The following is a 20950-nucleotide window of genomic DNA, read 5'->3' as shown; positions in this document are numbered from 1 at the left end:
GAAAGTCATGTCTGAAGACTCAGGACAAGAAAAAACAGAAGAACCCACATCCAAAAAGCTTGAAGAATCTAAAAAGAAAGGCCAAATAGCACGCTCAAAAGAGTTAGGTACCATGTTTGTACTTATTTTTTCGGCTATATCGCTTTTGATGTATGGGCCAGAAATTGGTAAAGGTTTATACAATGTAATGGGCCGAACCCTTAGCTTAAACCGCAACGAAGCCTTTGATACCACTAAAATGTTTGCCGTGTGGGGAGAGGTTGCAGACGCGTTAATGTTTCCTATGGCTATGTTTGTATTAATTATCGTTTTGGCAGCATTTATTGGTAATACGTTACTCGGTGGTTTTAACTTTAGCTGGGAAGCTGCTGCACCTAAAGCAAGTAAAATGTCGCCAATGAAGGGCTTTAAGCGGATGTTTGGCCCACAAGCGGCTATTGAGCTTGTAAAGTCACTTTTAAAATTTGGTTTAGTTGCAAGTTTTGCAGTGTTTTTAATTAATACTTATTTTGATGAAATACTGCATTTAAGTTTAGAAAGTGCGCCGGGTAATATTATTCATGCCTTAGAGATTTTAGGGTGGATGTTTTTAGGTCTTTCGTGCACTTTAATTGTTATTGCCGCCATTGATGCACCATTTCAAAGTTACAACCATAACAAACAACTTAAAATGACAATGCAAGAAATTAAAGATGAGTATAAAAACTCTGAAGGTGACCCACAAATAAAAGCGCGCATTAGGCAAACACAAAGGCAAATGTCGCAAAACCGCATGATGCAAGATGTTCCTGACGCTGATGTTATTGTTACCAACCCAACTCACTACTCTGTAGCATTAAAATACGACACGGAGCGCGCAGGTGCGCCTATAGTGCTTGCTAAAGGCATTGATGAAATGGCGATGCAAATTCGAAAAGTAGCAATAGGGAATGAAGTACCTATATTAGAATCCCCCATGTTGACCCGAGCGCTTTATCATACGGCTGAAGTAGGGGAGCAAATACCCGATCAGCTATTTACCGCAGTAGCGCAAGTTTTAGCGTATGTATTTCAGCTTAAGCGCTTTAATAAAGGGCGCGGTAAACGTCCAACTAAGCTCAATAAAAAGCTGCCAATCCCCGATGCCTACAAGTATTAAACCGTTAACTGAGTAACTTGGAATAGTTATTGCAAATTCTACGTAGTGTCAATTTTTTGAAATTGTAGAATTATGAGTTTTAAAGCGGTATTACAACAACTTAACAGAGACAAAAAAGACTATGCCAAAGGGGTAGGTACACCTTTGCTTGTGCTTGCTGCCTTGGGAATGGTGATTTTACCACTACCGCCATTTTTACTCGATATCCTTTTCTCGTTTAATATTGCTCTAGCATTAGTGGTTTTACTTGTAACTGTTTACACGATGAAGCCAGTTGAATTTGGTATTTTCCCCTCTGTATTACTAATCGCTACAATTATGCGCTTAGCACTTAACGTTGCCAGTACTCGAGTTGTATTACTTGAAGGCCATAATGGTGGTGATTCTGCCGGTAAAGTAATTGAAGCGTTTGGCTCAGTTGTTATTGGTGGTAACTACGCTGTTGGTTTGGTTGTATTTTTAATCCTGATCATTATTAACTTTGTAGTAATTACTAAAGGTGCTGGTCGTATTTCTGAGGTATCTGCGCGTTTCACCCTTGATGCAATGCCGGGTAAACAAATGGCAATTGACGCCGATTTGAACGCAGGCTTTATCAGCGCAGAACAAGCGCGTGACCGCCGTGAGGAAGTAACTCGCGAAGCTGATTTTTACGGCTCAATGGATGGTGCGAGTAAATTTGTAAAAGGTGATGCGATTGCAGGTATTGTTATACTAATCATCAATATTGTTGGTGGTTTATTTGTAGGTATGATCCAGCACAATTTGAGTTTTGGCAATGCAATGGAAGTATATACATTACTTACCATTGGCGATGGCTTAGTTGCTCAACTCCCTTCTTTACTGCTTTCAATTGGTACCGCGATTGTTGTAACACGCCAAAATGAGTCGCTCAATATGGGGGACCAATTTAAGAAACAACTAGGCAACGAAAAGTCACTCTTTATTGCATCTGGTATTTTGATCATCATGGGCTTAGTGCCTGGTATGCCGCATATTGCTTTTTTAAGTTTAGGTGCGTTACTGGGTTACTTAGCTTACTACACACAGCAATGTAAATTAAAAGCTGCTGCGGCAGAAGCTGAAGAGGCCGCTAATGGCGGAAGCGTTGCAACGGGTGTTGCTAATAAACAAGAACAAAAAGAACTAGGCTGGGATGATGTTCAGCAGGTTGATGTAATTGGCTTAGAAGTCGGTTATAGATTAATTCCGTTAGTAGACCAATCACAAGGTGGTGAGCTACTTAATCGTATTAAGGGGGTGCGTAAAAAGCTTTCTCAAGAGCTTGGTTTTTTAGTACCGCCGGTACATATACGCGACAATTTAGAGCTTGACCCTAACGCTTACAGAATAACATTAATGGGGGTTTCAACCGGTGAAAGCGAGCTTAAGCATGGCGACGAGCTAGCGATTAACCCAGGACAAGTATTTGGTCCAATTAAAGGGGTTGAAACAAAAGATCCTGCGTTTGGCCTTGATGCCGTATGGATCAAGCCTGATCAAAAAGATGAAGCACAATCACTAGGTTATACCGTTGTAGATTCAGCCACGGTAGTTGCCACTCATATTAGCCAGTTATTAACTAACAGTGCAGCGTTATTACTAGGGCATGAAGAAGTTCAAAACCTACTTGATATGCTTGCTAAAAGCCATCCTCGCTTAGTGGAAGGACTAGTACCTGATGTATTGCCATTAACTGCTATTGTAAAAGTACTACAAAATTTATTAAATGAAGGCGTGGCTATTCGCGACATGCGCTCAATTGTTCAAACCCTTGTTGAGTATGGCCCACGTAGTCAAGACCCTGATGTATTAACGGCTGCAGTGCGTATTTCACTGCGTAGATTAATTGTTCAAGATGCGGTGGGAATGTCATCAGAAATCCCTGTCATAACCTTGGCGCCTGAGTTGGAACAGATGTTGCATCAGTCATTACAAAATGCAGGCGATGAAGGTGCCGGTATTGAGCCAGGACTTGCAGAGCGACTTCAAGTGTCATTGACACAAGCGCATCAAAATCAAGAAATGGCCGGCGAACCTTCTATATTGCTAACGTCAGGAATGTTACGCACTGTGTTATCTCGTTTTGTTAAGTACACCATTCCAGGATTGAGAGTGATGTCTTATCAAGAGGTACCAGATGAAAGACAGATCAAAATTGTAAGCTCGGTAGGCCAACAATAAGATTTTAACAGGGGTTGAATCATGAAAATTAAACGTTTTTTTGCTAAAGATATGCGCACAGCACTTAAAGAAGTTAAAGATGAGTTAGGTGTTGATGCGGTTATTATGTCAAATAAAAAACTGGCTAACGGTGTAGAAATTGTAGCGGCAGTTGATTATGACAAAGCAGCCCCTAAAGTAGCAGCGCAACCACAACGCCCTGCAGAGCCGCGTACTCAGGCGCCACAACAAAGCATGCATAATTTTGTAAAACCAGAGCCACAGCGTGCCAAGCCTGAGCCTCAAGCAAAAGTTGCTGACAGCCTACAAGCATTATTAGAGCGTCAATCACCGCGTCCTCGTTCTCCTGAGCTTGCATCAATGTTTTCACAATCGGGTATTGATACTACTGATAACTATCAAGAACCTAATATGGGGCAGCGTACTAAAAATATGTTTGCCCCTGAAGCTTCTGCGCCAGTTCGTCCACAAACTCAAGCGGATAGCTTAGGTTTTGATGATTTAGACCGCGACTTTGATGATTTAGATAGCCCAGTAACCACTCGCCAACAAGCACCTAATAATGAAAGCGAAGAAATGACAACAATGCGTGAAGAAATGAACGCAATTCGTCAATTACTTGAGCACCAAGTATCAGGCTTGATGCAGCAAGATATGGCGCGTCGCGATCCAACACGCGCTTGTATGGTTGACCGTTTAGTCGGTATGGGTATCGATAAAGAAGTAGCACAGCAAATGGCATGTTTTGTACCTGATGATGTGTCTCGTAAGCAAGGTTGGAAAGCATTGTTAACTATGGTCGAAGATCAAATGCAAACAACCAATAATGAAATACTTCGCCAAGGTGGTGTATATGCGTTAGTGGGTCCAACAGGTGTGGGTAAAACAACGACTGTTGCTAAGCTTGCAGCTCTAGGCGCACAAAAATATGGTGCCGATAAAGTGGCGTTAATAACCACTGATACATACAGAATTGGTGCTTATGAACAACTTGCAACATATGGTCGTATTATTGGTTGTGGTGTTAAGCAAGTTAAAGATGCTAATGAATTAGCTGAAGTTTTATATCATTTACGAAATAAACGTCTAGTATTAATTGACACAGCAGGTATGAGCCAGCGAGATTTACGTTTAACTGAGCAATTAAACACGTTAATGCGTAACCAACGTGTAGATATTCGCAGCTACTTAGTACTTAGCGCGACAGCACAAATTAATGTATTGCAAGAAACTGTACGTCACTTTAAAAAAGTACAGTTAAGTGGCTGTATTTTCACTAAGTTAGACGAATCATTAAGTTTGGGTGAGATTCTTAGTATTGCGATTCAAAATCGCCTTCCAATAGGGTATCTTACTAATGGTCAACGAGTACCAGAGGATATTCGTGTTGCAAATGCTGAGAAACTAGTTAAAAAGGCTGAGCAATTATATTTAAAAAGAACAAAAGAACAACATTCAAGGCACCAAGCAGTGGCGCCAAGCACAGTAGGGATGTATGATTAACACAGTATTAGATCAAGCAAGCGGCCTGCGCAAAATGAGTCAAAACAATAACAACGGCGTAAAAGTTATCGCTGTAACCGGTGGTAAAGGTGGAGTAGGGAAAACAAATGTTTCTCTAAATACAGCTATTGCGCTTGGGCAGCAAGGTAATCGAGTATTAGTGCTGGATGCTGACTTGGGTTTAGCAAACTGTGATGTGATGCTTGGTTTACGTGTAGAGCGTAACTTGTCACATGTCTTATCTGGTGAATGTGAGCTTGATGAAATTTTAGTTGAAGGCCCTGCAGGAATTAAAATTGTACCCGCTACATCGGGTTCGCAAAGTATGGTTGAATTATCACCATCTGAGCATGCTGGGCTAATTCGTGCGTTTAGCGAATTGAATACCGAATTTGATATTTTAATTGTAGATACAGCTGCTGGTATTTCAGACATGGTACTGAGCTTCTCGCGTGCAGCGCAAGATGTAATGGTTGTTGTATGCGATGAGCCGACATCAATAACCGACGCTTACGCACTTATTAAAGTATTAAGTCGTGAGCACGGCGTTTATAAATTTAAAATTGTTGCCAATATGGTGCGCAGTATGCGTGAAGGCACTGAATTGTTTGCAAAGCTATCTAAAGTTACCGACCGCTTTTTAGATGTATCAATGGAGCTAGTAGCAACGGTTCCTTATGATGAAAATATGCGCAAAGCAACACGTCGTCAAAAAGTAATAGTAGAGCTCTTTCCAAATTCGCCAGCCGCTCTTGCGTTTAAAACGCTGGCAACAAAAGCAGTTAAATGGCCAATACCCAACCAACCATCTGGGCATTTAGAGTTTTTCATTGAGAAACTAGTAAACGGTTAATTATGACAACACTGGTGAATAGAGCTATGGGATATCAATCAACACAAAATTTAAATGTGATTGTTGAGAAGCATGCATCACTTGTTAAAAAAGTGGCATGTCATCTAATTGCTCGATTACCACCTAGCGTTCAACTTGATGATTTAATTCAATCAGGAATGATAGGCTTAATAGAAGCTTCGAAAAACTTTGATGCAACAAAAGGCGCAAGCTTTGAAACTTTTGCAGGTATTCGTATTCGCGGTGCTATGCTTGATGAAATGCGCCGTGGTGATTGGGCTCCTCGTTCAGTTCACCGTAAAAACAGGCAAGTTGCAGAAGCAATTACTGAGCTCGAAAGTAGTCTGAACCGCGAACCAACGGACATAGAAGTTGCTGAAAAACTTGAAATTTCGCTCAATGAGTACCATCATATTTTAAATGATGCGAATACGAGTAAAATATTAGGCATTGAAGACCTTGGTGTAGATGAGGATGTTATTACTCCTGTAGGCCAAGATTTAGCACAAGATAAACCTTTTAATAATGTTAAAAATGATAGGTTTAATGAGTCTTTGCTAAGTGCAATTAAGTCATTACCAGAGCGTGATGCAATGGTGCTTTCTTTGTACTACAACGATGAAATGAATTTAAAAGAAATAGGACATATACTCGATGTAAGTGAATCGCGTGTAAGTCAGATACATGGTCAGGCGATGATTAAGCTTAAAGCTAAAATCAATGACTGGATAAATTAGTAGTAAGTAAACAAAGGTTAATACCTCACTGGGGGATGTTTTGGATAAAAACATGAAAATTCTTGTAGTTGATGATTTTTCAACGATGAGACGCATTATAAAAAACCTGTTACGTGACTTAGGTTTCACTAACGTTCAAGAAGCTGATGATGGGTCTACAGCTTTGCCTATGTTGCAAAATCAAGTGTTTGATTTTGTAGTTACGGATTGGAATATGCCTGGAATGCAGGGTATTGATCTTTTAAGAGCAATACGTGCAGACGAGAAGTTAAAACATATCCCTGTATTAATGGTAACTGCAGAAGCTAAAAAAGAACAAATAATAGCTGCGGCGCAAGCTGGCGTGAATGGTTATATTGTTAAGCCATTTACGGCTGGAACATTAAAAACTAAATTAGAAAAAGTATTTGAACGCTTAGGCTAATGATGGGGGAGAGGCTTATGCCAGTACCAGCTGCGCCTCAAATAACGTTAGAACAAGCTCGTCAGCTCGTTGTTTTTTTAGAAAATGATGAGCAAGACAAAGCAAATCAGTTGATTTTAGAGGCTGCTTCTAAAGAGCAATCTGAATTATTTGCTGAAGTTGGAAAGTTGACTCGTCAACTGCACGAAGCCCTTAAAAGTTTTGAGCTTGATACTCGCTTAACTGATATAACGACAGATGCGATTCCAGATGCTAAAAAGCGGCTTAATTATGTTATAGAAATGACAGAAAATGCGGCTAATAAAACAATGGATGCAGTGGAAGCGAGTCTTCCCATAGCCCAACAGTTAGCGGACGAAATATCTCATATCAAACCGACATGGGATCGTTTAATGAGCCGCGAGATTGAGCTTGGTGAGTTTAAGCAACTTTGCCATAGCATCGATAAGTTTATGAACAACTCTCATCATAAGACTGATGAGCTTCAAAACTTAATGACAAATGTATTAATGGCTCAAGACTATCAAGACTTAACAGGTCAAGTTATTCGCCGTGTTATTGAACTTGTTAGGGAAGTAGAAGAAAGTTTACTGCATCTTTTAACTGCGTTTGCTGAACAAGACGACAGTAACAGCACCGCGAATAAAGTAGAACAACAAAAAATAAAAGAACCAGTTGCCACACAAACTTTAGCAGGTCCTGAAGGCCCTATTATTGATAAAGAATCGCGTAATGATGTTGTATCTGATCAAGATGAAGTTGATGATCTTTTATCAAGTTTGGGCTTCTAAGAGGAGAGTAACTGCATGTTTGAAGTCGATGAAGATATTTTACAAGACTTTCTTGTAGAGGCTGGAGAAATCCTAGAGCTTTTATCTGAACAGTTAGTTGAGCTGGAAAATAATCCAGAAGATACCGAGTTACTAAACGCTATATTTAGAGGTTTTCACACTGTAAAAGGTGGTGCAGGCTTTTTAGCTATGACAGAGCTTGTTGATGCTTGTCACGGTGCTGAAAACGTATTTGATTTACTACGTCAAGGCGTGCGAACAGTCAACTCAGAGTTAATGGATGTTATTTTACAAGCACTAGACACCATTAATGAGATGTTTGCGACTATCCAAAACAGAGACAAGCCTGAACCTGCAGATCCTGAATTACTTCATACTCTTCATATCTTAGGTCTACCTCCAACAGAAGCCGAAGCCAATGAAGCCTCTTCACAAACAGAGGTTGAACAACCTCATAATGAAGTGGTGGATACACCGGTAGCTGATGATGAAGATCCGTTTGCATTTGATGAACTATTTAGCGGAGCGCCTTCGGTTAGCGATGCTGAAATAGATGAAATCACTGAAGACGAATTTGAAAGCTTACTTGATGAGCTGCACGGTAAAGGACAAGGTCCTGCAGTTGAAAAACCAGTAGCAAGTAGTAGTGATTTTAGTGGTGATATTACTGATGATGAATTTGACAGCTTATTAGACGAGTTACATGGTGTTGGCAGTTTTGGTGAAGTTACGAGCAAACCTGAACAAAATGATGCCAATAAAACACCTGTAGAATCTGCTATACCAGCTGTAAATACAGTTAATTCATCAGATGATGAAATTAGTGATGACGAATTTGAAGCGCTTCTTGATGAACTTCATGGTAAAGGCACTGCTCCTAAATCGATAGAAAGTGCGCCAGCTGCAAAACAACCTGAACCTGTTTCACCGCCAGTTAAACAAGTGAGTGAACCAGTAAAAAAAGCTGCGCCAGCTAAAGCTCCTACTCCAAAACCAGTTGAAAAAGCGCCAGAGAAGCCAGCAGCTAAAGCACCACCAGCAGCAGCTCCAAAAAAATCAGCGCCACCAGCTGCAGAAACCACCGTTCGCGTAGATACAAAACGACTCGATCAAATTATGAATATGGTTGGTGAGTTAGTTCTTGTACGAAATCGTTTGGTTAGTTTAGCGACTAACTCAGACAGTGAAGCGATGGGTAAAGCAATCTCTAACTTAGATGTAGTGACTGCGGATATTCAAGGTGCGGTTATGCAAACGCGAATGCAACCAATTAAGAAAGTATTTGGTCGCTTCCCTCGCGTTGTACGCGACTTAGCACGTAGCTTAAATAAAGATATTGATTTAAAGCTTATTGGTGAAGAAACCGATCTAGATAAAAACTTAGTTGAAGCACTTGCCGATCCGCTTGTGCATTTAGTTAGAAACTCAGTTGACCATGGTATTGAAATGCCCGCTGTCCGTGAAGCTGCAGGTAAGTCTAGAACAGGTAATGTTACTTTATCAGCGTCTCAAGAGGGCGACCATATTTTGCTAACCATCAAAGATGATGGTGCAGGTATGGATGCTGAAAAACTGAAAAAAATTGCAATTAGTAAAGGCGTACTCGATCATGACCAGGCGAGTCGACTTTCTGACACCGAAGCATATAACCTGATTTTTGCACCTGGCTTTTCTACAAAAGAAGAAATATCTGATATTTCAGGCCGTGGTGTAGGGATGGACGTAGTTAAAACTAAGATCACGCAACTTAATGGCTCAGTAAGCATTCAGTCTGAACTTGGTGTCGGTACTATTTTAGAAATAAAAGTACCACTTACCTTGGCTATATTACCGACATTAATGGTCATTGTTGGCGCACAAACATTTGCGTTACCACTGGCTGGTGTTAGTGAGATATTCAATTTAGATTTAACGAAGACGAATGTAGTTGATGGGCAATTAACAATTATTGTGCGTAAAAAGGCGATACCGTTATTTTACCTTGAGCATTGGTTAGTAAAAGGCTCAGATCGTTCTCAGCGAAAATCTAAAGGTCACGTCGTTATTGTACAAATTGGTACGCAACAAATTGGTTTTGTTGTTGATTCATTAATTGGCCAAGAAGAAGTAGTGATTAAGCCGCTTGATGCGTTACTTCAAGGAACGCCAGGTATGGCAGGCGCTACAATAACTTCGGATGGCGGCATTGCACTGATTTTAGACGTTCCAAACATGTTAAAACATTACGCAGGCTAATAATAAAGTAGGTATATATTTAATATATACCTACGCATAAATTTAATAAGAGAGCTAAATGGCCGTTAAAGTTTTAGTTGTTGATGATTCAAGCTTTTTTCGCCGTAGAGTAAGCGAAATCCTTGAGCAAGATAGCGATATACAAGTTATAGGCTTTGCTGTTAATGGCAGAGAGGCTGTTGAGAAAGCAGCTCAATTGCGTCCTGATATGATCACCATGGATGTCGAAATGCCTGTGCTTGATGGTATTAGCGCAGTTAAAGAGATAATGGCGAGTAACCCAACTCCTATCTTAATGTTTTCATCACTTACACGTGATGGTGCAACAGCAACGTTTGATGCGTTAGATGCTGGCGCAATGGATTTTTTACCGAAAAAATTTGAAGATATTGCGCGCAATAATGAAGATGCAATTAAGCTTTTGCAAAGTAAAGTAAAAGATATAGGGCGAAGACGTTTACCGCGAACATTTAGAGCGGCAACACCAGCTAAACCAGTCATTTCAACTAAACCAACAAGTTCACTTTCGCAAAGAGCAAGCACGTCAACAACTCAAATCAAGCAGCCTGATAGAAGCTTTCAAAGAGCTGCGCCTGCTGCATCGACAAGTTCAAATGTTGCCTCAATGCGAGCAAGTGGAAAACAATATCAACTTTTAGCTATTGGTACTTCTACAGGTGGTCCTGTTGCTCTGCAAACTATATTGACTCAATTGCCTGCTAATTTTCCTCACCCTATTTTACTTATTCAGCACATGCCCGCTGCATTTACACCTGCGTTTGCAGCGCGCTTAAACGGTTTGTGCCAAATAAAAGTGAAAGAAGCACAACAAGGCGATCGCTTACAACCAGGAACTGCTTATTTAGCGCCTGGCGGGCAGCAGATGATGGTAGAGGGGCGTGGAGCAAATAGAACGCTGCGCGTATTTGAAGATCATAGCGAGAGAATAAGTTATAAACCAAGCGTAGATGTAACGTTTGCTAGTGCAGCTAAAACGTACCAAGGTGATGTACTTGCTATTGTTTTAACAGGTATGGGCGCTGATGGTCGTGATGGTGCAAGAATGTTAAAACAAACGGGGGCAACTATTTGGGCACAGGATGAGAAAAGCTGTGTCGTTTATGGAATGCCTCAAGCAATTGCTAATGCGGGGCTTTCAAGTGAAAGCTTAGCATTGAGCGATGTTGCAGCGCGTATAATGAGAGAGGTAGGTTGTGGATAAACTCTCAATATTTGGACTATTGGTAGCACTTAGTGCAATAGGTCTAGGTTATTCTTTAGAAGGCGGTGTTGTTTCAGCTTTATTTAATGGCCCTGCGCTTATTATTGTACTAGGTGGCACGCTTGGCGCTGTTATGTTGCAAACCTCTGCTAGCACATTCAAAAAGATGCTAAATATGAGCTCGTGGGTTTTTTTTGCACCACAATACGATATTGAAGACGCAATAGAGCAAGTTAAACGATGGTCTCATAAAGCACGTCAAGAAGGTTACTTAGCGCTTGAGAATGAAGCCTTAGCTCACCCAGATGCGTATGCAGCAAAAGGTTTAAGCTTACTTGTCGATGGCTGCTCAGAGCAAAAACTACGTGACACGCTTGAAATTGATTTACTGCTAGAGCGCGATCGTTTGCTTGAAGCCGCGCGTGTTTATGAAGCAATGGGGGGTTACAGCCCTACCATTGGTATTTTAGGTGCGGTGCTTGGCTTAATACAGGCAATGTCGTTTATTACCGATCCACAAATGCTTGGCGCCGGCGTTGCAACGGCATTTATTGCGACCATTTATGGTGTTGGTTTAGCTAATTTATTGTTTTTACCTATGGCAAATAAGTTAAAACAGCGTGTAGAGCAAAAAATGCTTTACCATGAAATGCTTGCTGAAGGCGTTATTGCAATAAGCATAGGTGAAAGCCCAGTAAATATAGAATTAAAGCTTGAAGCCTATCGTGTAGAGCGCCCTAATTTAGTGGACGAATAACATGTTACGCCGACGACTTCGTCACTCTGCTGCTAAAAGTCAACATACCGAACGTTGGCTTGTATCGTATGCCGATTACATGACTATTATGTTTGCTTTTTTTGTGGTTCTGTATGCGATAGCGATTAATAAAGAAGAACAATTCCAAATATTGTCAGATTCCCTTGAACAGGTTTTTGATAAGTCAGCTCGCCAATACTCCCAGCAAGGTGAAGGTGTCAACGGTAATGGAATATTGACAGATAGAGTGACACCTGAACAAGAAGTTCTTTATGGCGAAAGTATATTAAAAGAAGAGCAAGGTCCTGAGCTACTCGACGGCCAAAGTGATACAAGCAACATCCAGCAAAAGTATTTAGGCAAACCTCTTGATAGTTTATTAATTAAATTACAGTCAGCGCTTATTGATGAAATCCGTGATGGAGAAGCCAGTTTAGAGCTTAACCAAGATTGGCTGATTATAGAGCTAAGCTCAGGTATGTTATTTTCAAGTGGTAGTTCAGTTGCACACTCTCGAGCAAAACAGGTCGTCAAGATTGTTAAAGATATTATTGCACCAGTAGACAACTATGTAAGAGTACGAGGTTATACTGATGATGAAAGTATTCGCAATGAAATATTTCGCTCAAATTGGGAACTGTCGGTAGCTAGAGCCACGTCAATTTTAGTAGAGCTGGAAGCATTAGGCATTAATTCAGCTAGAATGGCGATAGAAGGTTATGGCCAATATTCACCTTTTGCAAGTAACGATACAGAACAAGGGCGCGCAGAAAATCGTAAAGTTGTTATCGCACTTTCTAAGTATGGATTACCGCCAAAACAAGAGGTTAAAAGTGACGGGCAAGCTGATGAGCCTGCAGTGATTGAACCTGAAATTGAACTTCCTTCAGATGACGATACAATAAAAATAATTCGTTTGCCTCATGGTGGTATTCGCATAACAACGCGCAATGAACAGTAATTAGGATGTAATGTGAAGATTTGGACTGTCGCTAATCAAAAAGGAGGGGTTGGTAAAACAACAACCGCTGTGAGCCTTGCCGGTATTTTGGCATTACAAGGTAAACGTGTGTTGCTTATAGATACAGACCCTCATGCGTCACTCACTTATTACTTTGGCATTGACTCAGAGGATTTAGAAGTCAGTGTGTACGATATTTTTGCCCGTGGTACAAGTATGCAAAGTGAAGAGATACTCCAAGCTTTGTGTCCATCAACACTTCAAAACCTGGATATTTTACCTGCGACTATGGCAATAGCTACACTTGATCGAAGTATGGGTAATAAAACAGGGATGGGGTTAATACTAAAAAAAGCGCTTGCAAAAATTAGCGAACATTACGATTATGCCATTTTAGATTGCCCTCCAGTTTTAGGGGTGTTAATGGTCAATGCGCTTGCAGCAAGTGAGCGAATTTTAGTGCCAGTGCAAACGGAGTTTTTAGCACTCAAAGGGCTTGATAGAATGATGCGTACTATGGATTTGATGCAATCCTCTCAAGCAAAAGATTATCAATATACTATAATTCCTACCATGTACGACAAACGTACCAAAGCATCGTTAGAAGCATACAAAACATTGCAAAGTACATATGGTGATAAAGTTTGGCCAGGTGTGATACCGGTGGATACCAAATTTAGAGATGCAAGCTTTGCACAAAAAGTACCTGTAGAGTATTGTCCTCGCTCGCGCGGTGTATACGCATATAAAGCATTGCTAGAATATTTAATTGAACAAGGTTAATGAATGAGTAAGCAATTGTTTGCTAATGAAAAAGTAATGAAACAATACCTCGGGGCTTTGTTATGTGAAGATGAGCCTGTAGATAACCTTGAGCCAGTTGCAAAATTACTTGAGCAAATCCCAGATGATTCACAACAGCATATTCATTCAAAACCTAAAGAACAATTAAAAGCAGCAGAGAGTACATTTGATAATGACTTGCTCAATGTTGAAATTGAGCCAATAGCTGAGCCAGCGTTTGAAACTGAAAAAGTTAATGAAGTGGTTGACGAGGAAGTAATAGCACCTGCAATTGCTACTATAGAAAAGCCAGAGCTGGAGATTGTAACTACTAGCCAATCAGACTATTTTGATGGTGAATTTCAGGCACTGTTTTTTGAAGTTGCTGGCTTGACCTTGGCTGTGCCATTAAAAGCACTTGGTGGAATACATCAATTAGGTGAAGTAAATCATTTGTTTGGTAAGCCGAAATGGTTTAAAGGCGTTATGCTCAACAGAGAAGAAAAGCTCAATGTTGTTGATACTGCGCGTTGGGTTATGCCAGAAAAATATGATGATAAATTAGAGGCATCTTTAGATTATCAATATTTGATTACACTAGGTGATAGCCAGTGGGGTTTATTAGCTGAAAAGTTGATAAATAACATTACATTGAGTAAAGAAGATGTAAAATGGCGTACAAATAAAAGCAAGCGCCCATGGCTTGCTGGCGTTATAAAAGAAAAAATGTGTGCTTTGATAGACGTAGATAATTTAAATATATTATTAGAGAAAGGCTTAGATAGCCGTCAGTAGTAATGACCATTACGGGGTAATAGCATGAATCAAGATAAATTACTGTCAGCAAATAAAAACGCAGATAATAACGATGAAATTTTACAGTGGGTTACGTTTAAGCTAGAGGAAGAAACCTACGGCGTAAATGTAATGCAAGTACAAGAAATACTTCGTTATACAGAGATAGCTCCTGTACCAGGTGCACCTTCATATGTGATTGGTATTATTAACTTACGCGGCAACGTTGTTACCGTTATTGATACTCGTGCACGTTTTGGTTTGCTAGCTGCTGATGCAACTGACAACTCTCGCATCTTAATTATTGAAGCAGAAGAGCAAGTTATTGGTATTTTAGCCGACAGCGTATCGGAAGTGGTTTACTTGCGCAGCTCTGAAATCGACAGTGCGCCAAATGTTGGTACTGAAGAAAGCGCTAAGTTTATTCAAGGTGTTTGTAACCGCGATAATGAATTACTGATTTTGGTTGATTTAAATAAGTTACTCAGTGATGACGAATGGGATGAGTTAAGCGATATATAAGCTTTACCAAATAAATTATGGTGTTACTTAGTATAGCTATATCAGCGTTAGCGGTAGGACTTATATCGCTGGCGTTAATTATTGCATTAAAAAATAAACACGCGAATGAAATTAATGCTGTATCGCAGCAGCTTAAAGATAGCTCTGAGCAGACTCATATTTTGCGCAGTGAAATTTCGGAGATTAGAACCGGGCTCTTAAGTATTGGTAAGCGAGTGCTTGAAGTTGAACAACAAAACCAAGATTTAATGCAACAGCAAGCGGCGCAAAAATACGATGACCCTGATGCTAAAATTTACTCTCGTGCTGTAAAAATGGTTGAGTTAGGTGCAGACCTTGATGAAGTAATACGCGAGTGCGAATTACCGCGAGCAGAAGCCGAATTACTATTTTCACTACATAAACAAAAAGGTGCTTAGCGCCTTTAGTTTATGTGCGAATAAATTGGCTCAAGCCTTAATATTTAATTTACCTTGAAAATCCTGCCAACCTGGCGGAAATTGACCCCTTAATACATACGAAAACGCAATAAGCTCTGCAATAACATAATAAAGCTCTTTAGGAATTTCTTCCCCTAAGCTTAAATGCGACAACGTTTTAGCAAGTGCTGCATCTTCGTGGATCATAATTCCTTTTAGTTTAGCCGCTGCTATTATTTCATCAGCTAATTCACCAAACCCCTTAACACTTACAGTGGGTGTGTTACCAGCTTCGTACAAAAGCCCAATGGCTGACTTATTAATCGGTGTTTCACTCATAGCTAAACCTTAATATTAATAATTGCGTGAGATTTATAGAATGCCTGATTGTTGGCATCGCCTCGCCTTAAATTGAGCTCGCCAACTTGTAAGCCATGTTTAGCTAGTTTTGATCTTAAATTATCTAAGTGAGGGTGAGCAATTGCACTTACTTCTTGGCTCGAGGCTAATAGCTGGCAATCGAGTGCTTTATCCATTAACTCTGCAGTAATTTGTAGCTGCCCAAGTTGGGCATAATCAAAGTTTAATCTGACAAACCATACATTTTTATCTTCTAATTTACCGGCGCTTGGCTTTTTATACTGTCCAAGTGTTATTTCTGTTTGGGCTGCTTCTGGAGGTAATCTCATCGGTAATAAAAATTGTGCAAGCGGGTTTGTGTCTGGCTGTTGATTTGGCGTCGAGACACTTACTTGGGTAAGTGTGTTTTTAACGTGTACGATTTCGCTGGCCAAAGTTTGTACTTGAGCTTGTTGAAGCTGTTCAAGCATTTTTGCTCCCGTGTTACCCATTTTAAAAGTAGGTATAAGTACTTGTAAGAGAGCATCTAAGCCAGTTTGATTATTAAAACTGATAGGCGTTACTGATTGGCTAATCAGAGGCGCAGCTAAAATACTCACAGCCACCTGTTCAAGCCCTTTAGTGAAACTACTTTGCAGCATATCACCCGCTAGTTGAGTGGGCTGTAAAGTTGCAAGTATCTCACGCTGTATGGTTGCAGGGTTTATGTTATTACTTGAAACCATACGGTTAAATGCCTGATTAATTAAGCGAGTTAAATCAGGGGTGTCTTTTATTGCCTTATCTGTAATATCAGTAATTTGACTGCTTAAAAGTTGTTTATTGTAAGCCAGCCTATCTGTAGGGGTTGTGGCATCAGGAAGCTTTAATAATGTACTTAATAGTTTTGCTTCTATTGGTTGTAGCATTTGACTACGAGAGGGCGCATTAGATAACGGCTCAGTTAACAAGGTAATGCTTTTAGTGTTCACTGTGCTAGTGTTGTTTTGATTATTATCGTTTATTGCAAGCTGTGCTGAGGAGGTGGTAAGTCCCTTAGTGGCTACTTCATTGGTAGGGTTAAGCAAGGTGTTTGATTTACTGCTTTCACTAGTAATAAGGGGTTTTGGTTGGCTTGCTTTTAAATCACTTGGCTTAGCGCTCGCCACTTCACCTGGGGTAGTATTATTTGTTATTGGCGTGTAGGTTGTTGATGTGTTTGCAGGTGTTTGCCAAATACTAACACTTCCTTTTATTAGTTGCGTTAATTGTACAATCGGCGGGAGCCTTGAAAAGTGCTCTGGCAAAATATTGCTCGTATTGTTATTTAACGCATTACTTACACTTTGAGTAATGTTAACTCTATTTAGCGGTGATTCACTCAGCTGTATAGCTAAAGGCGTTTTTTGTTGCGTGGGCGAAGTTGATAGCTGCGTTAGCTCAGATTTACTTGTTGTAGCAAAAGGTTTATTTTCAAAATATTTAACCGCATCATTAATTCGCGTTTTTAAATCACTAAAACTATTTTGTAGCCACGATTTTATTGGGCTATTTAGGGTCAATAATGGATTTACTTTAATATTACTCGCAGAAACGGCTACTTCAGGTGCATTGCTTTTTTGCGCCAAAAGTAACTCGTTAAATGGTTTTGAGAATGAGTTGTTAAGCGTTACTTTTATATTGTTTGTATCGGTTTTAATAAATAACTTATCTGCCTGGTTCACTAAATTTACTTTAATAGGTGTATTAGGTAGCTCGGCAAGTTGTTGATTAGTAATAGGTGTTGTAAATGAACCTGACTTTTGAGGATGAGTTAAAATAGCCAGTTTTGGTGTTACTTGAAGCTGCGCACTGGGTAATAAGGCCGCGAGTAAATTAGTAAGTTTAGTTTGGCTAAGTGGTTGCGAGTGAACCGTATCAGCAAAGCGGTTAATAACATTAATCTGTGCGCCTTTATTAGTCGTACTAACAACTACTTTTAAAGGCTGTTCAGTTGTAAGTAACTGGGCTACGTCTTTATTTATGGCAATATTTGCGTTGAGTTTATCAATAACTAACTTGGGAGAAGGGGATACAGCAACTTGTACATCCATTGGTTGGCTTTGTACCTCAGTGCCCGTGCTTACATAATTTAACAAGCGCTGTAATTGTACTGGCTGATTTAAAGTAAGGGTTGTACTGTTTGGCGAGATGTTGAGCTGCTTACCATCAGGGCTGATTTGTATGTTAGCACTGACTATTTTTTGCAGGTTTTGTGGTGCGCTTGAAGTGCCAAGCCTTAATGTTTGCCAATGCTTATCAATAAATACATCAAGCGTAATCGAGTCTTTCGAAAATTGGATGTTTTTAGCCGCAAGTACCTCACTAGGTAACTGTGGTAACTCATTGGTCTGGCTGTGAGCAGATTGATTGATAACCAATGAGTTAGATAATGTTATTTGCGTTGGTGTATTCATTATTTTAAATCAAGTTTTTGTTAATCGATTATAAAGCAATATTCGTATTACCCTATCATTATGGTAGACTAACGCCTAATTTTTGGCAGAGAGAATCGTCATCTTGTTACACATTAAGTCCGTCACCTGCATCAAGCAAGATCGTTGTTTGTTTGCGGATCTTAATTTTAGCCTTAATAGCGGTCAAATCATGCAATTAGCGGGTCCTAATGGGGCTGGTAAAACATCGCTATTGCGTATTATTGCTGGCTTTTCTGTGCCTGATGAAGGGTCTGTTTTGTTCCAAGATCAACCTATATCTAAGTACTATGAAGAGTATGCCAGAGAGCTGCTTTTTATAGGGCATAAAACAGGTGTAAGTACTCAGCTTAGTGCAGTTGAAAATGTTCGCCACTGGTTACAAATTAATGGCTACATAAATGAGCCTGATTTATATCCTATTTTAGCGCAACTTGGCCTTGTTGGACTTGAAGACGTACCCGTTAGAATGTTATCTGCTGGACAACAAAGACGTGTAGCGCTTGTTAGGCTTTGGTTAAGTGATGCTAAATTATGGGTACTTGATGAGCCGTTTACCGCGCTTGATAAAAGCGGGGTCGCCTTTTTACAGCAGCGATTTACTGAACACTTACAAAGCGGTGGTGCTATTTTATTAACGACTCACCAAGACTTAACGACCCACTTTAGTAACTTACAAACGGTTACACTGGAGTATCGCCACTAATGACTCGTCAACACTCTTATTGGTTGCTATTTAGTGCGGTATTTACCAAAGATGTAAAACTTGCGTTTCGCCAGCGCGCCGAAATTGTAAATCCTATTTTATTCTTCTTAATTGTAATTTCATTATTTCCGTTAGCAATAGGGCCTGAGCCCGGTCTACTTGCGAGAATGGCGCCAGGTATTATTTGGGTTGCCGCATTACTCTCTACCATGTTGGGCTTAGATAAGTTGTTTAGGGATGATTTTAACGATGGCTCGTTGGAGCAGTTAATTGCATCCTCTTATCCATTATCGCTAACCGTACTTGCTAAAGTGGCTGCTCATTGGGTGGTAACAGGTTTACCGCTTGCATTAATGACCCCGCTATTTGCATTGTTGTTAAACCTAGAAAGTACGGCGTTAACAGCGACTGTTTTAACATTATTATTAGGCACTCCACTATTGAGCTTTATTGGCGCAATAGGCGCAGGGCTTACTGTAGGATTACAGAAAGGGGGTATTTTGATGAGTTTACTCGTACTGCCTTTGTATATTCCTGTTTTGATTTTTGCAACGTCGGCTATCGATACCAGTACAATGTCACTGGATTATAGTGGGCAGCTTGCCATCCTTGGTGCAATGTTACTTATTGCTATTATTAGCGCACCAATTGCCATATCGTCAGCTTTAAAAGTGAGTGTAAGTTAATGTGGAAGTGGTTACATCCCTATGCTAAAGCAGAGCGTGCATACCAGTTATGCAATACGTTACTGCCATATTTTGCCGTAGTTACCGTAGTTAGTATGATTGTTGGATGGGTATGGGGGCTTGGTATTGCACCTGCCGATTACCAACAAAAAGATAGCTACCGTATCATTTTTATTCATGTGCCTTCTGCCATTTTATCTATGGGCGCTTACTCATCAATGGCTATTGCAGCTGTTGTTGCACTTGTATGGCAACTACGAAATGCCGAGCTTGCTGTTATTGCTATTGCGCCTGTTGGTGCATGTATTACTGCTATAGCGCTTATTACTGGCGCTGCATGGGGTAAACCTATGTGGGGTGCTTGGTGGGTATGGGATGCACGTTTAACGTCTGAGCTTATTTTATTATTTTTATATCTTGGCGTGCTTTCGCTTTACCATGCATTTGAAGATAAGAAGTCAGCAGGGCGTGCGGCTTCTATTTTAGCAATTGTTGGCGTAATTAATTTACCTATTATTCATTACTCTGTTGAGTGGTGGAATACGTTACATCAAGGTGCAAGCATTACAAAGCTAGACACAAAAGCAATAGATCCAAGTATGTTTTGGCCTCTTATGGTTAATATTTTAGCCTTTGCTGCTTTTGTTGGAACAGTGACTTTAATTCGTCTTAAAAATGAAATTTTGCAACGTGAAAAGCATCGACCGTGGGTGCGCTCGTTGTTAAATAAGGGGTAATTATGCAGTTTGACTCTTTTTCTGATTTTATTGCAATGGGAGGTTATGGATTTTATGTCTGGCTTTCTTTTGGTACATGCGCACTTATTTTACTCGGTATTTTAGTGAACTCTTTGAGAGACACCAAACGTATTATGGCTTCAGTGGAGCAACAAATAATACGTGAAGCGCGAATTAAAAAAGCTAAGCAGGAACAAATCTCATGAATCCAAGACGTAAAAAGCGCCTATTGGTAATCATTGCCGTACTGTTTGGTATTGGTGGGTCAATTGGTTTAGTGCTTTATGCACTGCAAGAAAATATTAATCTTTTTTATACGCCAAGCGAATTAATTGATGGCAAAGGCCCTAACAAAGAAAAACCACATATAGGTCAAAAGTTACGTATTGGCGGTATGGTTGTGCCAGGCACGGTTGAGCGTAATGAACAAAGCTTACAAGTAAGCTTTAAGCTAATAGATACAGGTCCATTAGTGACTGTGCGTTATCAAGGCATATTGCCAGACTTGTTTCGTGAGGGGCAAGGCATTGTAGCGCAGGGCGTATTAGTCGAGCCTAATGTTATTGAAGCATTTGAAGTGCTAGCAAAGCATGACGAAGAATATATGCCAGCAGAAGTTGCAGAGGCAGTTAAAGGTATTAAGCACGAAAAACCAAAATACAACTTAGATAGTGGTAATTAGCT

The 20950-nt window shown here is 40.1% G+C and carries 22 protein-coding genes; 20 read left to right on the top strand and 2 right to left on the bottom strand.

The window, feature by feature from the left end:
• Positions 1–7 precede the first annotated feature (7 nt).
• The 15 genes from flhB to H5120_RS13995 all read left to right on the top strand — a co-directional run bounded on the left by flhB (position 8) and on the right by H5120_RS13995 (position 15324).
• Positions 8–1138, top strand: a complete 1131-nt coding sequence (gene flhB, locus H5120_RS14065) for a flagellar biosynthesis protein FlhB (RefSeq protein WP_024596365.1) — start codon at positions 8–10, stop codon at positions 1136–1138.
• 72 nt (positions 1139–1210) lie between these two features.
• Positions 1211–3322: a flagellar biosynthesis protein FlhA gene (gene flhA / locus H5120_RS14060; RefSeq protein WP_182675101.1), complete on the top strand. Its 2112-nt coding sequence runs from the start codon at positions 1211–1213 to the stop codon at positions 3320–3322.
• Positions 3323–3343: 21 nt separating this feature from the next.
• The gene (flhF, locus tag H5120_RS14055) at positions 3344–4825 is read left to right on the top strand and encodes a flagellar biosynthesis protein FlhF (RefSeq protein ID WP_182675099.1); all 1482 of its coding nucleotides are present in this window, start codon (positions 3344–3346) and stop codon (positions 4823–4825) included.
• Positions 4818–5678 carry a MinD/ParA family protein gene (locus H5120_RS14050; RefSeq protein ID WP_002959312.1) on the top strand — a complete coding sequence of 287 codons (861 nt, stop codon included), beginning with the start codon at positions 4818–4820 and terminating at the stop codon, positions 5676–5678. Before flhF ends, H5120_RS14050 begins: the two co-directional genes overlap by 8 nt.
• A 26-nt stretch (positions 5679–5704) precedes the next feature.
• On the top strand, positions 5705–6415 hold the full coding sequence (locus tag H5120_RS14045; RefSeq protein WP_002959310.1) for an RNA polymerase sigma factor FliA: 711 nt from the start codon (positions 5705–5707) through the stop codon (positions 6413–6415).
• Positions 6416–6455: 40 nt separating this feature from the next.
• The gene (cheY, locus tag H5120_RS14040; protein WP_004588308.1) at positions 6456–6839 is read left to right on the top strand and encodes a chemotaxis response regulator CheY; all 384 of its coding nucleotides are present in this window, start codon (positions 6456–6458) and stop codon (positions 6837–6839) included.
• Between the two features lie 17 nt (positions 6840–6856).
• Positions 6857–7630, top strand: a complete 774-nt coding sequence (locus H5120_RS14035; protein ID WP_182675097.1) for a protein phosphatase CheZ — start codon at positions 6857–6859, stop codon at positions 7628–7630.
• 15 nt (positions 7631–7645) lie between these two features.
• Positions 7646–9865: a chemotaxis protein CheA gene (locus tag H5120_RS14030; RefSeq protein WP_182675095.1), complete on the top strand. Its 2220-nt coding sequence runs from the start codon at positions 7646–7648 to the stop codon at positions 9863–9865.
• A gap of 58 nt (positions 9866–9923) precedes the next feature.
• Positions 9924–11087: a chemotaxis response regulator protein-glutamate methylesterase gene (locus H5120_RS14025; RefSeq protein ID WP_182672311.1), complete on the top strand. Its 1164-nt coding sequence runs from the start codon at positions 9924–9926 to the stop codon at positions 11085–11087.
• On the top strand, positions 11080–11844 hold the full coding sequence (locus tag H5120_RS14020; protein ID WP_182675093.1) for a flagellar motor protein: 765 nt from the start codon (positions 11080–11082) through the stop codon (positions 11842–11844). Before H5120_RS14025 ends, H5120_RS14020 begins: the two co-directional genes overlap by 8 nt.
• 1 nt (position 11845) lies before the next feature.
• The gene (locus H5120_RS14015; protein ID WP_024595392.1) at positions 11846–12805 is read left to right on the top strand and encodes a flagellar motor protein MotB; all 960 of its coding nucleotides are present in this window, start codon (positions 11846–11848) and stop codon (positions 12803–12805) included.
• Positions 12806–12817: 12 nt separating this feature from the next.
• Positions 12818–13588, top strand: a complete 771-nt coding sequence (locus tag H5120_RS14010; protein ID WP_002959298.1) for a ParA family protein — start codon at positions 12818–12820, stop codon at positions 13586–13588.
• Positions 13589–13591: 3 nt separating this feature from the next.
• Positions 13592–14383, top strand: coding sequence for a chemotaxis protein CheW (locus H5120_RS14005; protein ID WP_182675091.1), 792 nt, complete (start codon positions 13592–13594; stop codon positions 14381–14383).
• Positions 14384–14407: 24 nt separating this feature from the next.
• On the top strand, positions 14408–14905 hold the full coding sequence (locus H5120_RS14000; protein ID WP_002959294.1) for a chemotaxis protein CheW: 498 nt from the start codon (positions 14408–14410) through the stop codon (positions 14903–14905).
• Positions 14906–14922: 17 nt separating this feature from the next.
• Positions 14923–15324 (top strand): DUF2802 domain-containing protein, encoded by a 402-nt coding sequence (locus tag H5120_RS13995; RefSeq protein ID WP_024595394.1) that lies wholly within the window; start codon positions 14923–14925, stop codon positions 15322–15324.
• A gap of 30 nt (positions 15325–15354) precedes the next feature.
• Here H5120_RS13995 and H5120_RS13990 read toward each other — a convergent pair whose 3' ends face one another.
• Together H5120_RS13990 and H5120_RS13985 are read right to left on the bottom strand one after the other, a co-directional pair.
• A complete protein-coding gene (locus tag H5120_RS13990; RefSeq protein WP_182675089.1) occupies positions 15355–15663 on the bottom strand; it encodes an EscU/YscU/HrcU family type III secretion system export apparatus switch protein in 309 nt (102 codons plus the stop codon).
• Between the two features lie 2 nt (positions 15664–15665).
• The gene (locus tag H5120_RS13985) at positions 15666–18119 is read right to left on the bottom strand and encodes a flagellar hook-length control protein FliK (protein WP_182675086.1); all 2454 of its coding nucleotides are present in this window, start codon (positions 18117–18119) and stop codon (positions 15666–15668) included.
• Between the two features lie 103 nt (positions 18120–18222).
• On the opposite strand from H5120_RS13985, the gene ccmA reads away from it, so the two are divergent.
• The 5 genes from ccmA to ccmE are packed head-to-tail and all read left to right on the top strand — an operon-like array spanning position 18223 to position 20948.
• Entirely contained in the window at positions 18223–18843 is a 621-nt protein-coding gene (ccmA, locus tag H5120_RS13980; RefSeq protein ID WP_152609331.1) for a cytochrome c biogenesis heme-transporting ATPase CcmA, read from the top strand.
• Positions 18843–19529 (top strand): heme exporter protein CcmB, encoded by a 687-nt coding sequence (gene ccmB, locus H5120_RS13975; protein ID WP_182675084.1) that lies wholly within the window; start codon positions 18843–18845, stop codon positions 19527–19529. The genes ccmA and ccmB overlap by 1 nt, the downstream gene beginning before the upstream one ends.
• Complete coding sequence (locus tag H5120_RS13970; protein WP_182675082.1) at positions 19529–20266, top strand: heme ABC transporter permease; 738 nt, start codon at positions 19529–19531, stop codon at positions 20264–20266. The genes ccmB and H5120_RS13970 overlap by 1 nt, the downstream gene beginning before the upstream one ends.
• 2 nt (positions 20267–20268) lie before the next feature.
• Positions 20269–20472, top strand: coding sequence for a heme exporter protein CcmD (gene ccmD / locus H5120_RS13965; protein WP_002959284.1), 204 nt, complete (start codon positions 20269–20271; stop codon positions 20470–20472).
• A complete protein-coding gene (gene ccmE, locus H5120_RS13960; RefSeq protein ID WP_002959283.1) occupies positions 20469–20948 on the top strand; it encodes a cytochrome c maturation protein CcmE in 480 nt (159 codons plus the stop codon). Before ccmD ends, ccmE begins: the two co-directional genes overlap by 4 nt.
• The last annotated feature ends 2 nt before the right edge of the window (positions 20949–20950 follow it).

Source organism: Pseudoalteromonas sp. SR43-2 (genome assembly GCF_014163885.1).
GTDB classification, from domain to species: Bacteria; Pseudomonadota; Gammaproteobacteria; order Enterobacterales; family Alteromonadaceae; genus Pseudoalteromonas; species Pseudoalteromonas distincta.
Note: the sequence above shows the minus strand (reverse complement) of the source record. Positions and strands in the feature narration are given on the sequence as shown.

Excerpts from the sequence above, each read along its gene's own strand:
- H5120_RS13990 (WP_182675089.1), bottom strand. The coding sequence starts at position 15,663 with ATGAGTGAAACACCGATTAATAAGTCAGCCATTGGGCTTTTGTACGAA.
- H5120_RS14050 (WP_002959312.1), top strand. The coding sequence starts at position 4,818 with ATGATTAACACAGTATTAGATCAAGCAAGCGGCCTGCGCAAAATGAGT.
- H5120_RS14045 (WP_002959310.1), top strand. The coding sequence starts at position 5,705 with ATGGGATATCAATCAACACAAAATTTAAATGTGATTGTTGAGAAGCAT.
- H5120_RS13985 (WP_182675086.1), bottom strand. The coding sequence starts at position 18,119 with ATGAATACACCAACGCAAATAACATTATCTAACTCATTGGTTATCAAT.
- H5120_RS13970 (WP_182675082.1), top strand. The coding sequence starts at position 19,529 with ATGTGGAAGTGGTTACATCCCTATGCTAAAGCAGAGCGTGCATACCAG.
- H5120_RS13995 (WP_024595394.1), top strand. The coding sequence starts at position 14,923 with ATGGTGTTACTTAGTATAGCTATATCAGCGTTAGCGGTAGGACTTATA.
- H5120_RS14000 (WP_002959294.1), top strand. The coding sequence starts at position 14,408 with ATGAATCAAGATAAATTACTGTCAGCAAATAAAAACGCAGATAATAAC.
- ccmD (WP_002959284.1), top strand. The coding sequence starts at position 20,269 with ATGCAGTTTGACTCTTTTTCTGATTTTATTGCAATGGGAGGTTATGGA.
- H5120_RS14035 (WP_182675097.1), top strand. The coding sequence starts at position 6,857 with ATGCCAGTACCAGCTGCGCCTCAAATAACGTTAGAACAAGCTCGTCAG.
- flhF (WP_182675099.1), top strand. The coding sequence starts at position 3,344 with ATGAAAATTAAACGTTTTTTTGCTAAAGATATGCGCACAGCACTTAAA.
- ccmB (WP_182675084.1), top strand. The coding sequence starts at position 18,843 with ATGACTCGTCAACACTCTTATTGGTTGCTATTTAGTGCGGTATTTACC.
- H5120_RS14030 (WP_182675095.1), top strand. The coding sequence starts at position 7,646 with ATGTTTGAAGTCGATGAAGATATTTTACAAGACTTTCTTGTAGAGGCT.
- flhB (WP_024596365.1), top strand. The coding sequence starts at position 8 with ATGTCTGAAGACTCAGGACAAGAAAAAACAGAAGAACCCACATCCAAA.
- H5120_RS14025 (WP_182672311.1), top strand. The coding sequence starts at position 9,924 with ATGGCCGTTAAAGTTTTAGTTGTTGATGATTCAAGCTTTTTTCGCCGT.
- H5120_RS14015 (WP_024595392.1), top strand. The coding sequence starts at position 11,846 with ATGTTACGCCGACGACTTCGTCACTCTGCTGCTAAAAGTCAACATACC.
- ccmE (WP_002959283.1), top strand. The coding sequence starts at position 20,469 with ATGAATCCAAGACGTAAAAAGCGCCTATTGGTAATCATTGCCGTACTG.
- flhA (WP_182675101.1), top strand. The coding sequence starts at position 1,211 with ATGAGTTTTAAAGCGGTATTACAACAACTTAACAGAGACAAAAAAGAC.
- H5120_RS14005 (WP_182675091.1), top strand. The coding sequence starts at position 13,592 with ATGAGTAAGCAATTGTTTGCTAATGAAAAAGTAATGAAACAATACCTC.